This window comes from Kitasatospora brasiliensis (assembly GCF_032654805.1).
Lineage (GTDB): Bacteria > Actinomycetota > Actinomycetes > Streptomycetales > Streptomycetaceae > Kitasatospora > Kitasatospora brasiliensis.
Genome location: NZ_JAUOOW010000001.1, coordinates 1,232,578 through 1,246,621 on the forward strand (window position 1 = coordinate 1,232,578; position 14,044 = coordinate 1,246,621).

Genomic DNA, 14,044 nt, shown 5'->3' on the forward strand with positions numbered 1-14,044 from the left:
CCCGTCGCTCTCCTGTCGGAGAGTGGCGGGGCCGCTGTCATCCGGGGCGGCCCGGCGGGGCGGCCCGGACGGCGGCGAGGGAGGCCACCGCGGCGGCGAAGCCGAGGAGGGCGCCGGCCGCGACGTCACCGGGGTAGTGCACGCCGGTGTGGATCCGGGAGTAGCCGACCGCGGCGGCCAGGGCGCCGAGAGGGACGGCCAGCGGTGGGAGGAGGACGCCGACGGTGGTGGCGAAGGCGGTCGCGGCGGCCGTGTGTCCGGAGGGGAAGGAGGCGGACTCGGGCATCGGGACCTGGCGGCCGACGGCGACCCGGGCCTGCTCGCGGTCGGGGCGGGGGCGGCGGACCAGCTGTTTGCCGATCAGGTTGGCCGCCACCGAGGCCAGCGCCACCGCGCCGGTCCCGGCCACCGCCGCCTGTCGGGGGCGGCCGGGCCGCAGGGCGAGGAGCGCGGCGGTGGCCAGCGAGATCTTCGAGTGGTCGGCGGCCCGGGAGAGGCGGCGCAGCGCGGAGTCCAGGGCCGGGGTGGGGGTGCCGGCGACGGCCGCGTAGACGGCTCCGTCGAGCGCCCGCAGGTCGGTGAGGACGCCGGATGTCGGGTCAGCCACCGTGCCGGCCCTCGGTGGTGCGGCCGAACGCGAGGGCGACCAGTCGGCGCCGGCTCAGGCGCGGCACGGGCGCGGCGACGCCCGGGCGGTCGTACGGGACGAGGACCCGCAGGGCGCGCGGGTGCAGGGTGCACACGACCGGTACCGGCGTCTGCTGGGCGTCCCCGTCGATCGCCACCGGCAGCTCGCCCGTCCCGCCCTCGGCGACGGTCACCTCCACCCGCTGGGCGGTCAGCTTCCGCAGCCCGGTGGACCTGGTGCCGCGCAGGACCACGTCCGCGGCCTCGGCCGCGTCCTCCACCCGGATGGCCAGCACGCCGAGTTCGCCGGTGTCGAGCCGGGGGCGGCGGTCGCCGAGGCCGAGCAGTTCGGTCGAGCCGTACGGGTTGTTGCTGACGAGCACCGCCTGCCGGTCGGTGAGCACGGTGGCGTCGACCCGGGCGGCGATGCGCGGCGCGTCCGGGCCGACCAGCAGGTCGGGCAGCAGCTTCAGCACCGTGCCGGCCTTGTCGTCGCGGTATCCGGGGCTCTGCACGATGTCGGCGTACACCCCGAAGGAGACGGTGTTGACGAAGGCCCGACCGGAGACCTCGCCGAGGTCGACCAGCAGTTCCTCGCCGCCGGTCAGCGCGTCCAGGGAGCGGGTCGGGTCGGCGCGATCGAGGCCGAGGTCCATGGCGAAGTGATTGCGGGTGCCGGCGGGGACCACCAGGAACGGCAGGTCCTGCTCGGCGGCGACGGCCGCGACCAGCGCCAGGGTGCCGTCGCCGCCCGCCACGCCGAGCAGGTCCGCGCCCTCGGCCACGGCGGTGCGGGCCAGCTCGGTGAGGTCGGAGCGGGTGACCCGGTCGAGCACGACCACCCGGGCGCCGAGCGCCTCGGCCCGCGCGATCAGCCCGAAGCGGGCGACCTTCCCGCCACCGGACTTCGGGTTCATGATCAGGACGGGTCGCAGCGGCCGGGGCGCGGGGTGCGCCCGCATCGGCGGCTCCGGAGCGGCCCGGCGCACGGCCGCGTGGGCGAAGGCCAGTGCGGCGCCCCAGCACCCGACGAGGACCAGGGCCGTCAGCCACAGCCGGTGGTGGGCGAAGAGCACCAGCACCGCGACCGGCGCCGCGATCGCGACGAGCAGCCCGAACACCCGGACGGCGCCCCGGTAGGCAAGGAACCACCAGACGCCCGCGGCCCACACGACCAGTCCGAGCAGCCCCGCCGCGACCACCAGCAGCCCGCCCTCCCCCAGCGCGACGAGCAGCATCGCCAGGGCGCCGGCCGCCGCCACCAGGGCGCAGCGCGCGAGGAGCGGCGCGCCGGTCCCCCGGCCGGTACCCGCCGTCGGTGTTCCGTCGATCTCGTCCTCCCGCAGCACGCTTCGAGGTCGTTGACAGCAGCCTGCGCGCCCCCGCGCCCCGGGGGCATCCCGGCGGGGCCCGTCCGGGTGGCTACCGGCGGCGGTTCATCGCGAGAGGTCCCGGGTGAGGGCGAGGAGGGCGAGGTCGTCGGCGAGGAGGCCGGCGTAGTTGTGGACGTCCTGGGCGAGGAAGGAGACGACGCGGTCGGGGGTGGTGCTGCCGAGGGTGGCGAGGCGGGGGGCCAGGGGGTAGAAGGCGCCGGTGGTGTCGCGGGCCTCGCTGACGCCGTCGGTGTAGAGGAGCACGGTGTGGCCCGGGGGGAGGGCGACGGTGATCGCCTTGCTGCGGTCGTCGGTGGGGCCGAGGTGGCCGAGGCCGAGCGGGAGCTCGTCGGCGCAGGAGATCGGGGCTATGCTGCCGCCGCCGAGGAGCAGCGGGGTGGTGTGGCCGCGGTTGACGATCTCCACGCAGTCCGAGCCCTGGCGGTACTGGAGCAGGACGGCGGTGACGAAGAGTTCGTCGTCGCCCCGGTCGGCGGCGTCGCGCAGCACCGCGCGGTCCAGCTGGTCGGCGAGGTCGACCAGGCCGGGGGTGTCGTACGCGGTCGCGCGGAACGCGCCGAGGACGTCGGCGACGGTGCGCACCGCGCCCAGGCCCTTGCCGCGGACGTCGCCGAGCAGTATCCGTACGCCGAAGCGGGTGTCGCACACCTCGTAGAGGTCGCCGCCGACCAGGACGTCGGCCTGGGCGGGGCGGTAGAGGCCGGCCACCCGCAGGCCGCCGGGCCGTTCGGGCACCGGGCGCAGCACGGTGCGCTGGAGGGTCTCGGCGATGGTCCGGGCGTGGAGCAGGTCGAGGTTCTGCCGGGTGCGCTGCCAGGACAGCGCGGTGCCCATGAGGCCGGAGATCAGGGTGGCGATGTAGACCCAGATGTGGTGCTGCTCTTCGACGTGGCCGGTGCGGGTGGCCAGGATCAGCTGGAGCGTGAGGGAGCCGGCGGTGGCGGTGGCGGTCAGCGCCGGGCCGTAGCTGAACGCGGTCAGCACGGGCAGCGCGGTCAGCAGGAATCCGGAGGAGATGGCGTCCGGGACGACGGCCTCGGCGACCAGGTCCAGCACCAGCAGGATCACCGGCAGCCAGGAAGCCCACCGCGACGCCGCCGGCTCCACCGCCGCGAGGCGCGGCGGGCGGGACGCTGTGGGCACGGTGGGACCTCCTGGCAGGCGGCCGCTCCGGGTGGTCGGCCCGGATTGGCCGGTTTGGTCCCACCATGCTCCCCTACGGACGACCCGGCCACGAACGGCCTAACGTCCCGGCCACTGGGGCCGGAGGGGCTAATTCCACTGATAGTGGATCATTCCACTCATTCGGACGAATGGCTCAGCGGACGGTCACCGGCGGGGTGTCGTAGCCGCGCAGCCCGGCGGCCGCCTCGGGGTGACGGAACAGCGGGCCCAGGGCGATCAGCGAGCGGACCCGGGGCTGGTCGGGGGCGTTGCGCTGGAGGATCGAGCGGCCGAGCAGGACGAGCGAGGCCCTCCTTGGTCATCAGCTGCTCGATGACGGCCGCGCCGTCCATCCGGTGCCCGCCTCCCGAGATCGCGTCCTCCGGCGAGTGAACCACCGCTGGGCGCAGTGGAGTTCCCGTGAGGTCGACTCACCCGGCGAGACGGTTCCCGGGGCGGGCGCGGGCGGCTCGGTAGGGTGGCCGGCATGGAGATCTGGATCAACCCTCGGTGCGGCAAGTGCCGCACCGCGCTCGGCGAGCTGGACGGCGCCGGGGTCGAGTACACCGTGCGGCGCTACCTGGAGGAGCCGCCGACCCCGGCCGAGTTGGCACAGGTGCTGGAGCGCCTGGGCCTGGAGCCGTGGGACATCACCCGCGTCGACGAGCAGGCGGCGAAGGACCTGGGCATGAAGGACTGGCCCCGGGAGGAGGGTGACCGGGAGCGCTGGATCGCGGCGATGGCCGAGCACCCGATCCTGATCCAGCGCCCGATCATCACCGCGGACGACGGGCACGCCGTCGTGGCCCGCACCCCCGAGGCCATCAAGTCCGTTCTGCCGTAGGGCCGTTGCTTCCACCCGGGCCGGTCAGTGGAGTTGGATCTTCTCCACCGGCCGGCCCGGGTGCCAGTTGTGCACGAGCAGGTGGTCGCCCTCCAGGGCGGTGTGCACCACCTGATCCAGCTCCAGCCGGAAGGCGTGGAACGGGATGGGCGGCGGCTCGGGCAGATCGGCGGCGAAGGCGGCGAGTTCGGTCTCGTCGGTGATCTCCACCGCCCGGCCGGACACCTTGGAGTCCCCGCCGGCCATCGTCTCGTCCGCCGGGTGGGCGTGCAGCGCGTAGCGGGCGTCGCGCTGGAGGTCGCGCGCCTTGACCGCGCCGTACATCGACCCGATCCACAGGTCGGCGCCGACGAAGTCGACCTCCGTCCCGCTCACCCGGGGCGACCCGTCCTTGCGCAGCGTCGCCAGGACATGGTGCTTGTTCGCCTCGAACCGGGCCCGGACCAGGGGCGCCAGGTCGGGGGCCTCCTGCTCGAAATCCTGCCAGGTAGCCATGGCGTCAGTCTGGCACCGGGCACTGACAACCGCCCCGCGGAGAAGACCGGCCGGGCCGTTGTCGGTGGCCGGTGCCACACTGTCCGGGTGACCACCACGACCACGTACATCGCCTTCCTGCGGGCCATCAACGTCGGCGGCCGGACGGTGCGAATGGAGCGGCTGCGGGCGCTGTTCACCGAGCTCGGGCTGGGGAACGTCCGCTCGTACATCCAGAGCGGCAACGTCTTCTTCACCACCGGCGAGCCTGACCGCGCGGCGCTGACCGGGCGGATCGAGGCGCACCTGGAGCAGGCGCTCGGGTATCCGGTGCCGGTGCTGCTGCGGACGGTGGACGAGGTGGCCGAGCTGCTCGCCGCCGAGCCGTTCCGGGGCGTCGAGGTGACACCGGACGTCCGGCTGGTCGTCGCCTTCCTCTCCGAGCCGCTGCCGGCCGAACTCGCCCTTCCCCACCGCTCGCCGAAGGGGGACGTCGAGGTGCTCGCCGCCGATCCGGGAGCGGCGTACGTGGTGGTCCACCTCCGGGACGGCAAGTGGGTCACCAAGGAGATGTTCGGCAAGGTCTACCGGGGGGCGGTCACCTCCCGGTTCCTGCACACCACGGAGAAGATCCTGGCGGCCGCCCGCAAGGCCTGACGGGCCGCGGGGCACCCCGGAGCGCGCGGAACCGCCCGGCCTGACGGGGCGTCTGCACTGCCGTGACGTACGAACCATCTGGACAGCCCGAGTCGGCCGCGCCGACAATGCGGCCATGACGCACCCTGAGCTGCCCTCCGACGCCGAGCGGGACGAGGCGCTCGGGGTGCTGCGGGACGGCGCGGGCAGCGGGCGGCTCTCGCACGACACCTTCCTCGGCCGGATGGACATCGTCCTCCAGGCCACCAGCCGGGGTGAGTTGGACGCGGCGGTGGCCGGGCTGCCGACCGGCGGGCCGGTCGAGCGCTTCGTGCTGCGCACGGTCGGCCGGGCCTCCTCCTTCGGCGACCGGCTGAACCGGGCCTGGCGCACCGAGCGGCTCCCCGGACTGAGCCTGCCGCAGGCCGGCGCCACCCGGTTGACGATCGGCCGGCTCCCCGGCTCGGGGCTGCGGCTGCACGACGCCTCGGTCTCCCGCAACCACGCCGAGCTGCGGCACGAGGGCGGGGGCTGGGTGCTGTACGACCTCGGTTCGACCAACGGCACCCATGTGAACGGGCGCCGGATAGCGGGCGGGGTGCGGGTCCGGCCGGGCGACCAGGTGCGGTTCGGGAACCTGGAGTTCCGGCTCGCCGCGTTCTGACCGGGCTCCCGCCGCCGGGGCGGGTCGGTGCGGGAACTGCCGGGGCGGACGGTAGCGGGGCGCGCGATCGACTGCCCGCGCGGGTGCGTCGACGGGCGGCGGACGCAACCCTGTTCAGTCGGCGATCGGTCCCAGGCCGCCGAAGCCGACGCCCTCGGCGGGGCCGTCCACCGGGCCCCACAGCGACGAGGTGCAGCGCTGGTAGGTCGCGTGCCAGTGCGGCCAGTTGCGGGCCACGTCGTCGTCGCACTCGGCCAGCAGCCGGTCGACCCGGGCGGGCTCCACCCCCTCCAGCAGCCAGGCCAGCGCGTCCGGCAGTCCCGGGCCGTCGGCCAGCCGCAGCAGGTCCAGCAGCTCACCCAGCCCGCCGAGGCGGGAGTTGTCCGCGATCACCCGCTCCATCCGGGGCAGCAGCTGCCGCTCCTCGATCCGCAGGTGGGTCTCCAGCCGGGCCGCCAGGTCCTCCATCGCGTACGCGACGGGCCAGGCGCTGCCGGCGTCCCGGCTGGCGATCCGCACCAGGGTGGTGACCCGGGTGAAGGAGTGGTCCAGGTTGTGGTGGTCGTCCTCCAGCCAGTTGAGCAGCAGCCGCAGCTCGGGCGCGAAGCGGCGCACGATCGGCCAGAGCCGGCTGTCCTGCTGCTCGTGGTGGCAGGTGAGCATCGCGGTCATGAAGTTCCAGTGCCGCAGCAGCGCCTCGCCCTTGTGGTCCTCGCCGGGCTGGAGCAGTCGCAGCGCGTTGGGCAGCCGGGCGAGGTCCCGGCGCATCGCGGCGTGCACCAGGCGCAGGCCGGCGAACCGCAGGGTGGCGGGCTCCTCGGCCAGGGCCCGTCCGTACGCGTCCGCGTTCCGGGAGTCGGCTCCGGGCTGGCCCTGGGCGGGCACGGTGGGGGTGAGCGGGGACACCAGGTGGATGGGCATGGCACTCTCTTCGCGGCGTGGGGCACGGCGGGCGGCGGCGGCCGGTCGGGACCGCCCCAGCCAAGGTGCTCGCAGTCGATCAGAAACGAATCAATGTCCGATTGACGCGCAGGTCACGGGCCTGCGGGCGGACGGCCGTCGGGCCCGTCCGGGGGCCGCCGGAGAGCGGGCCGGGGCGGGCCGGAGAAGAGAGAACCGCCGGTGCCGGGGGCGCGGAAGGCGTCCCCGGCACCGGCGGTGCGGGTGCTGCTACGGGTGCGGGGGCCTCAGTCGGCGGCCGGCCCCGCCAGGTGGGCGGTGAGCCACACCAGGGTGTCCGGGATCATCTTCTTGAAGTCCGAGGTGAGGTGCTTGCCGCCGGGCTGCTCGTGGTACTCCAGCTTCACCGGCGGCACCGCCTTGTCCACCCAGGTCTTGACCACCTTGGTCTCGTACGGGTTGGCGCCGCCCGCGGTGACCAGCATGGCCACGTCGGCCTTGCCCTGGGCGACCAGCACGTCGGGGTTGTTGGCGGCCCGCTCGGCGTCGTGGCCCTTCCACAGCAGCGAGTCCGGTATGAAGTAGCCGTCGATCGGCACCGCGGCCTTGTAGACCTGCGGGTACTGGAGCGCGAGCTTGGCGCTGCAGAAGCCGCCGGTGGAGGCGCCCATCACGCCCCAGCCGTCCCGGCCCTTCACGGTGCGGAAGTTGGCGCGGACGAAGTCCGGGATGTCCTCGGCCATCCAGGTGCCCATCTTGGGCTGGCCCGGGATGTCGGAGCAGTCCAGCGCGTTCTTCTCGTCGCTGTTGAAGTTCTGCACCGGCATCACCATGATGAACGGGTGGGACTTGCCCTCCTTGACCAGCTTCTCGTTCTCCTCCTGGATCGGCAGCTGGTTGTCGGTCCAGGTGTTGTAGCCGTTGCTCTGGCCGCCCGCGAAGAGGGTGAGCACCGGGAAGCCGGTCTTGGCGAACTTGGGGTCGTTGTACTCGGGCGGCAGCCAGACCCAGACCTTGCCGGAGACCCCGGACTTCGCCCCGGTGACGGTGGTCATCATGATCGGCCCGGCGGCGGTGTCCCGGGCCTTGGACAGGTTGGCGGCGGGCCCGGTGGGCATCAGCACCTTGCTGTTGGCGGTCGGGGTCGCGGTCGCGGACGGGGTGCCGGCGGTGCTCGGGCCGCCCGCGGAGCTGCTGCTCCCGGCCGGGGTGTTCGCGGCGGTGTGGTCCCCCTTCTCACCGCCGGAACTCCCGCAGGCCGCGAGCGAGGCGGCCAGGGCGAGCACGGCGGCGCCGGACAGGACGGCGCGGGAACGGGACGACTGCCTAAGCACGGTGAGGACTCTCCGACCGATGTCGCGCCCGGTCCGTCTGACCGGGCGGCGGCCCCCCGGTGGGGCCGGACAGGCCCGAGGGCACAGCGCTGGTGCGTCCCCCGGGAATGATGGCGCGGCGCCCCTCCCGGGGCGCGCGTTCCTGCGATCTTATGACGTGGACCGGGGCGGGCCGGTTGCGAGGTGGCCACCGGAAATCCAATGTTTGTTCGCGATCAGGTAAAGGCCTTCACGGCGCCCCCCGTTCGGCGGGGGCCGGTCGGCGGGGGCGGGCGGCGAAGGTCCGCCGGACCGTCCGGATTTCGGATGCTTTGACCAGCCCGAGGAACCGGGCCGACGAGGAGAGTGGCATGACCCAGCGGATCGCCGTCGTCACCGGAGCCGGCAGCGGCGTCGGCCGGGCCGTGACGGTGGAACTGGCCGCGGACGGCTGGCGGACGGTCCTGGCCGGCCGGCGGCCCGGGCCGCTGCACGAGACCGCCCGACTGTGCGCCGCCCCGGCCGACGTGGTGCCGACCGACGTCACCGACCCGGCCGCGGTGGACGCGCTGTTCGCCGCGGCCGCCGAGCGCCACGGCCGGGTGGACCTGCTGTTCAACAACGCCGGCGCCTTCGGCCCGGCCGTCCCTCTGGAGGAGCTGACGGTCGAGGACTGGCGGGCCGTGGTCGACCTCAATCTGACCGGCGCCTTCCTCTGCGCGAAGGCCGCGTTCCGGCAGATGAAGGCGCAGCACCCGCGGGGCGGCCGGATCATCAACAACGGCTCGATCTCCGCGCACGTCCCGCGCCCGCACTCGATCGCCTACACCGCGACCAAGCACGCCGTCACCGGCCTGACCAAGTCGCTGTCGCTGGACGGCCGCCCGTACCGGATCGCCTGCGGGCAGATCGACATCGGCAACGCGGCGACCGATCTGACGGCGGCGATCGGCGCGGGCGCCCGGCAGGCCGACGGCCGGATCGCCCCCGAGCCGACCATGGACGTGGCCGACGTGGCGCGCACCGTACGGCACATGGCCGGGCTGCCGCTGGAGGCCAACGTGCAGTTCGCCACCGTGATGGCCACGGCCATGCCGTACATCGGCCGCGGGTAGCCGGCGAGGCAACCCGGAGGGCCCCCGGTCGGCCGCCGCCGGCCGGGGTCCCTCCGGGAACTCACGGGCGCCTAGGGGCGCCTGGGGCCGCAAGGGCGCTCACAAGCGCTCACGGCCGCCAGGTGTCGTTCAGCGTGACGACCCCGCCGGAGGTCACCGTGGCCGTCCGGTTGGCGCCGGACTCCCAGGTCACCGCGCCGCTCGCGTCCTTGCGGATGTACTTGTACTGGACGGACGTGCCGCCCGGCAGCGACAGCGCCAGCGACCAGACCGGGTAGCCGGCCGAGGAGAGCGGCAGCGCCTTGGCCGGGTCCCAGCCGCCGAGCGCCGCGGCGTCGCCGGACACGTAGATGTTCTGTCCGACCGCGGTGGTCGCGTTGACGTTGAACGAGGCGCCGGAGACGCTCGTCCCGGACGGGACGTACAGCGCGACCGCGTCGCCCGCACCGACCGTCGCGGTGAACTGCCCGTTGGCGCCCACCTGGTACGTCGGGCCGGTGCAGCCGCCGCCCGCCTGCGGGTCGCCGTGCTGGACGTCGCAGTAGGTGCCGGCCGGCAGCCCGGTCTGGAAGGTCCGGGTGATCGCGCCGCCCTCGTGGTTGATCGCGACGTACCCCTTGTTGCCGCGGCCGAAGGCGATCGCATTGCCCCCGTTGGACCACCAGTTCGTCACTCCGGTGCCCGCGACCGCGTTGCGGAAGCTGACCATGTTGGCGACCTGCCGCCAGGCGTGGGTGCAGTTCCACCCGTCCTGGTAGCAGGCGTTGACGGTGCCGCCGTTCGGCGGGCCGTCGTCCTTGTTGGTGAAGGAGTAGCCGGAGTACACGTTGGGCGAGCCGTACGGCGAGGCCAGCAGGAAGACGTTGGCCAGCGTGTAGGTGTTGCCGTAGGTGTAGTTGAGGGTGGAGCCGTTGCGCTCGGTGTCCCAGTTGTCGAGGAAGGCGCGCGCCTGGCCGCTGGGCAGGTAGCCCCAGGAGGCGCCCCAGCCGTTGAGGTTGGCGAGCTTGTCGGTGGTGAACATCCGCTTGAGGTCCATGCCGACCCGGAACTCGTCCACGTCGCCGGTGCCGGTGTACTCGGTCGGCTGGACGGGCTCGCCGGCGCCGTAGATGACCTCCTGCGCCCAGTAGGCCTTGGGGTTGGCCATCTTGGCCTTGATCGCGGCGAGGTCGGTGGCGGCGATGTGCTTGGCGGCGTCGATCCGGTAGCCGTCGACGCCGAGCGAGGCCAGGTCGTCCAGGTAGTGCGCGATGGTGGTCTGGACGTACGTGCTGCCGGTGTCCAGGTCGGCGAGGCCCTCCAGCTCGCAGGTCTGCACGTTGGTGCGGTCCTGGTAGTTGGTGATCGGCTGCCGGCAGGAGTGGAAGTCCTGGTTCTGGTACGTGCCGGGGTAGTTGTACTTGGTGTACGCGGTGCCGCCGGTGCCGGTGCCGGAGCCCGCCGACATGTGGTTGACCACCGCGTCGGCGATCACCTTGACCCCGGCCGTGTGGCAGGCGGTGACCATGTTCTTGAAGGACGTGCGGTCGCCGAGCCGGCCGGCGATCTTGTAGCTGACCGGCTGGTAGGAGGTCCACCACTGGGCGCCCTGGATGTGCTCCTGCGGCGGGGAGACCTCGACGAAGCCGTAGCCCTTGGGGCCGAGGGTGGAGGTGCAGGCCTGGGCGACGGAGTCGAAGCGCCACTCGAAGAGGGTGGCGGTGACGTCCTTGCCGTTGTCGGCGGGCGGGGCGGCCTGGGCCGCGGGGGCGCCCAGGGAGGTGCCGAGCGAGAGCGCGAGCGCCGCCGAGGCGGCGAGCGCACCGGCCGCGCGGACGGGCCGGCGGGTGGGGGCGGGGGTGACCACATCGTCTCCTGAGGGTGGCTGGGGTGGGGCAGCCGGAGGGGGCGAAGGCATGCAGGAAGTTTCTGTAACTTGCCGGAAACTTGCAGCGCTGAACCTAGAGGTGCCCGAACGGACCGTCAAGACCCCTCTCACGCCCCAGGAGACACGTTTTCGCATCACCCCTCGTCGAGCGGCACGACAAGGGCCCGGCAGCCGTAGCCGCCGGGCCCCTCACCTGTCCTGGTTCACCGGCCCCTCAGGAAGGAGCCGCCCCGGCTCAGCCGGTCTGGACGGCGGTGTCGTCGATCACGAAGCTGGTCTGGAGCGAGACGTCCTCGGTGCCGCTGAAGGTCACGGTGACGCTCTGACCGGCGTAGGCCGACAGGTCGAAGGTCCGCTGCTGGTAGCCGGCCGCGGCGTCCAGGTTGGAGTAGGTCTTCAGCGTGGTGCCGTTGACCGCGACCGTCAGCTTGTCGTACGCGGTGGTGGTGCTGGTCTCCGCGGTGTCGATGTGCAGCCAGAAGCTCAGCGTCGCCTTGCAGCCCGCCGGGATGCTCACCGTCTGGGACAGCGAGTCCGAGTGGGTGGAGCCGTAGCCGTTCAGCCACGCCTTCCACGAACCGCCGTGGGCCGGCTGCGAGGCGCTGCTGTCGACCACGCCGCTGGACGCCGTCCACGGGGTGGCGGTGCCGGTCTCGAAGCCCGCGTTGCCCAGCAGCTGGGCCGGGGTGCAGCCGCCGCCACCGGTGGAGACGGTCCAGGTGAAGCTGGTGGTGCCGGTCTTGCCGGCCGAGTCCTTCGCCGTGACGGTCACGTTGTAGGTGCCCGCGGTGGAGGCGGTACCGGTGATCGCGCCGGAGGAGGAGATCGACAGGCCGGTGGGCAGGCCGGTCGCGCTGTAGGTCAGCGGAGCGGTGCCGCCGGTGGCGTTGATCTGGAGGTTCACCGCGCCGCCGACCGCGGTGGACTGGTTGCCCGGGTTGGTGACGGTGACGCCGCCGCTGGGCGCGGTACCGACGTTGACGCCCGCCCAGGCGGTGCTGACCGCGGTCAGCTCGGCGCTGCCGGCGCCGTACAGGTCGGTGGCCGCCTTCTCCGTCGCGGTGCGCGCCGCGGCGTAGTTGGTGCTGGAGGTCATGTAGGTGGTCAGCGCGCGGTACCAGATGGCCGCGGCCTTGTCCCGGCCGATGCCGGAGACCGAGATGCCGCCCTGGGTCGGCGAGTCGTAGCTGACGCCGTTGATGACCTTGGCGCCGCTGCCCTCGGCCAGCAGGTAGAAGAAGTGGTTGGCGACGCCGGACGAGTAGTGGACGTCCTTGTTGCCGACGGTGGAGGACCAGTAGTCGGCCGAGGCGCCGTCCTTGGACGGCTTGTCCATGTAGCGCAGCGGGGTGCCGTTCCCGTTGATGTTGATCAACTCGCCGATCAGGTAATCGGGGTTGTCGGTCGGGATGTTGGCGGAGAACTCGACCATGGTGCCGAAGATGTCCGAGGTGGCCTCGTTGAGGCCGCCGGACTCGCCGGAGTAGGTCAGGTTGGCGGTGGCCGAGGTGACGCCGTGGCTCATCTCGTGGCCCGCGACGTCCAGCTCGGTGAGCGGCGCGAGGTTGCTGGCGCCGTCGCCGTACGTCATGCAGAAGCAGGAGTCGTCCCAGAACGCGTTCACGTAGTTGTTGCCGTAGTGGACACGGCTGTAGGCGCCGACACCGTCGTTGCGGATGCCGTTGCGGCCGAAGGTGTTCTTGTAGTAGTCCCAGGTGGCCGCGACGCCGAAGTGGGCGTCGACCGCGGCGGACTCGCCGTTGTTGACGGTGCCGTCACCCCAGGTGTCGGTGGACTTGCTGTACAGCGTGCCGGTGCCCGAGGACCCGTGGTTCAGGTTCGTGGTGTACATCCCACCGCGGGTGGTGTCCTTCATCTGGTAGGACGAACCCGACAGGGTGGTGCCGATGGTGACGTTGCCGACGAAGACGCCCTTGCCGGAGCCGGTCTCGATGCCGTCCCACTGCTGGATGACCTGGCCGCTGGTGGCGTCGGTGATCACGTGCATCTTGCTCGGGGTGCCGTCGGACTTGGTGGAGGAGACGACGGTCTCCCAGGCCAGCCGGGGGCTGTTGTCGCCGGCCCAGACCACCAGGCGCGGCGCGGTGTCGACGGCGGTGCCCGACTGGGCGGCGAGCGCGGCCGACTGCGCGGCCGGCGCGGCGAGCTTCGGCGTGGTGCTCACACCGTTCAGCGAGGCGGTGCTGGCCCGGTCGACGCTCTTGGTCGCACCGGTGGGCGCCTGGTGCACCACCAGGTCCCCGCCCAGGACGGGCAGTCCGTTGAGGGTGCGCTCGTACCGCAGGTGGCGGGTGCCGTCCGCGTCCTGGATGACGTCCTTGGTGACCAGCTTCTCCTCGCCGCTCAGCCCGAGGCTCTGGGCGAGGGAGGTGGTCTGCTGGTTCGCGACGGAGATCAGCTGGGCGCGGCTCGCCTGCTGGGCCGCGACGGCGGTCGGCGCGTCCGGCGTGGCCGCCTGGGCGATCACCGGTATGCCGGTGACCAGCAGCGCGGTGGAAGCGGCCAGGACGACCGCCGCCTTCCGGGCGTGAGCGTATCGGGACATGCGGACTCCTTTTCCGACCGGCGCTGGGTCGCGCCGGTGGAGAGAAACCTGAGCCGCGGGGTCGCGGCGCAGTGGGGGCCCCCGCCGGGTGCGACGGGGGTGCGAATGCGGTGCTCACAACTCGTTGCAGGTCGGGACGCGCTGCACCTGATCTGGAGCAGCTGCACCGGGGGGTGGGGCCCCCTCGTCTACAGCCGGGGGAATCGTGGCAGCAATCGAGCCGTCAATGACAGATGCATGCCACGGATTGGCCGATTCATTACCGAAACCGTATGCACGACGATCCGTCAGTTGTGTTACCCCATTGCGAACTCGTGAACACGGTTTTCATGCCGGGGCGCAAAGTTCGATCACTACCGGCGGTCGGTGACCAGGGATCAGGGCTCTCGGCCGCCCGTCCGGGCGGCCGGCAGCGCCCGGCAGACCCGGCACGTCACAGTTCCGGCCGTGCCACCGTAAGGTTCCGGCCATTGTTCGTTC

At 72.8% G+C, this 14,044-nt stretch carries 12 protein-coding genes; 4 read left to right on the forward strand and 8 right to left on the reverse strand.

Features of this window, described 5'->3' with window-relative positions; genetic code table 11:
* Positions 1 to 37: 37 nt before the first annotated feature.
* The 3 genes from QWJ13_RS05560 to QWJ13_RS05570 form a co-directional block, all read right to left on the reverse strand.
* Complete coding sequence (locus QWJ13_RS05560) at positions 38 to 607, reverse strand: phosphatase PAP2 family protein (protein ID WP_316520899.1); 570 nt, start codon at positions 605 to 607, stop codon at positions 38 to 40.
* Positions 600 to 1,976, reverse strand: a complete 1,377-nt coding sequence (locus tag QWJ13_RS05565) for a diacylglycerol/lipid kinase family protein (RefSeq protein ID WP_432277433.1) — start codon at positions 1,974 to 1,976, stop codon at positions 600 to 602. The genes QWJ13_RS05560 and QWJ13_RS05565 overlap by 8 nt, the downstream gene beginning before the upstream one ends.
* 87 nt (positions 1,977 to 2,063) lie before the next feature.
* On the reverse strand, positions 2,064 to 3,164 hold the full coding sequence (locus QWJ13_RS05570; RefSeq protein ID WP_316520900.1) for a PP2C family protein-serine/threonine phosphatase: 1,101 nt from the start codon (positions 3,162 to 3,164) through the stop codon (positions 2,064 to 2,066).
* A gap of 508 nt (positions 3,165 to 3,672) precedes the next feature.
* On the opposite strand from QWJ13_RS05570, the gene QWJ13_RS05575 reads away from it, so the two are divergent.
* Entirely contained in the window at positions 3,673 to 4,029 is a 357-nt protein-coding gene (locus tag QWJ13_RS05575) for an arsenate reductase family protein (RefSeq protein WP_316520901.1), read from the forward strand.
* A gap of 24 nt (positions 4,030 to 4,053) precedes the next feature.
* Here QWJ13_RS05575 and QWJ13_RS05580 read toward each other — a convergent pair whose 3' ends face one another.
* Positions 4,054 to 4,524 (reverse strand): pyridoxamine 5'-phosphate oxidase family protein, encoded by a 471-nt coding sequence (locus tag QWJ13_RS05580; RefSeq protein WP_316520902.1) that lies wholly within the window; start codon positions 4,522 to 4,524, stop codon positions 4,054 to 4,056.
* A gap of 87 nt (positions 4,525 to 4,611) precedes the next feature.
* Here QWJ13_RS05580 and QWJ13_RS05585 point away from each other — a divergent pair, with 87 nt between their 5' ends.
* On the forward strand, positions 4,612 to 5,160 hold the full coding sequence (locus tag QWJ13_RS05585; RefSeq protein WP_316520903.1) for a DUF1697 domain-containing protein: 549 nt from the start codon (positions 4,612 to 4,614) through the stop codon (positions 5,158 to 5,160).
* Between the two features lie 115 nt (positions 5,161 to 5,275).
* Positions 5,276 to 5,803 carry an FHA domain-containing protein gene (locus tag QWJ13_RS05590; protein WP_316520904.1) on the forward strand — a complete coding sequence of 176 codons (528 nt, stop codon included), beginning with the start codon at positions 5,276 to 5,278 and terminating at the stop codon, positions 5,801 to 5,803.
* 114 nt (positions 5,804 to 5,917) lie between these two features.
* Here the strand turns inward: QWJ13_RS05590 and QWJ13_RS05595 are convergent, their stop codons facing one another.
* Positions 5,918 to 6,724 carry a hemerythrin domain-containing protein gene (locus tag QWJ13_RS05595; protein ID WP_316520905.1) on the reverse strand — a complete coding sequence of 269 codons (807 nt, stop codon included), beginning with the start codon at positions 6,722 to 6,724 and terminating at the stop codon, positions 5,918 to 5,920.
* Between the two features lie 266 nt (positions 6,725 to 6,990).
* A complete protein-coding gene (locus QWJ13_RS05600; RefSeq protein WP_316520906.1) occupies positions 6,991 to 8,037 on the reverse strand; it encodes an alpha/beta hydrolase in 1,047 nt (348 codons plus the stop codon).
* 350 nt (positions 8,038 to 8,387) lie between these two features.
* On the opposite strand from QWJ13_RS05600, the gene QWJ13_RS05605 reads away from it, so the two are divergent.
* Positions 8,388 to 9,131 carry an SDR family oxidoreductase gene (locus QWJ13_RS05605; RefSeq protein ID WP_316520907.1) on the forward strand — a complete coding sequence of 248 codons (744 nt, stop codon included), beginning with the start codon at positions 8,388 to 8,390 and terminating at the stop codon, positions 9,129 to 9,131.
* A 109-nt stretch (positions 9,132 to 9,240) separates the two neighbouring features.
* Here QWJ13_RS05605 and QWJ13_RS05610 read toward each other — a convergent pair whose 3' ends face one another.
* Both QWJ13_RS05610 and QWJ13_RS05615 read right to left on the reverse strand, forming a co-directional pair.
* Positions 9,241 to 10,977, reverse strand: a complete 1,737-nt coding sequence (locus QWJ13_RS05610; RefSeq protein WP_316520908.1) for a carbohydrate-binding module family 20 domain-containing protein — start codon at positions 10,975 to 10,977, stop codon at positions 9,241 to 9,243.
* Between the two features lie 256 nt (positions 10,978 to 11,233).
* Entirely contained in the window at positions 11,234 to 13,564 is a 2,331-nt protein-coding gene (locus QWJ13_RS05615; protein ID WP_316520909.1) for a M4 family metallopeptidase, read from the reverse strand.
* Between the last annotated feature and the right edge of the window lie 480 nt (positions 13,565 to 14,044).

Excerpts from the sequence above, each read along its gene's own strand:
- QWJ13_RS05605 (WP_316520907.1), top strand. The coding sequence starts at position 8,388 with ATGACCCAGCGGATCGCCGTCGTCACCGGAGCCGGCAGCGGCGTCGGC.
- QWJ13_RS05595 (WP_316520905.1), bottom strand. The coding sequence starts at position 6,724 with ATGCCCATCCACCTGGTGTCCCCGCTCACCCCCACCGTGCCCGCCCAG.
- QWJ13_RS05580 (WP_316520902.1), bottom strand. The coding sequence starts at position 4,524 with ATGGCTACCTGGCAGGATTTCGAGCAGGAGGCCCCCGACCTGGCGCCC.
- QWJ13_RS05575 (WP_316520901.1), top strand. The coding sequence starts at position 3,673 with ATGGAGATCTGGATCAACCCTCGGTGCGGCAAGTGCCGCACCGCGCTC.
- QWJ13_RS05615 (WP_316520909.1), bottom strand. The coding sequence starts at position 13,564 with ATGTCCCGATACGCTCACGCCCGGAAGGCGGCGGTCGTCCTGGCCGCT.
- QWJ13_RS05590 (WP_316520904.1), top strand. The coding sequence starts at position 5,276 with ATGACGCACCCTGAGCTGCCCTCCGACGCCGAGCGGGACGAGGCGCTC.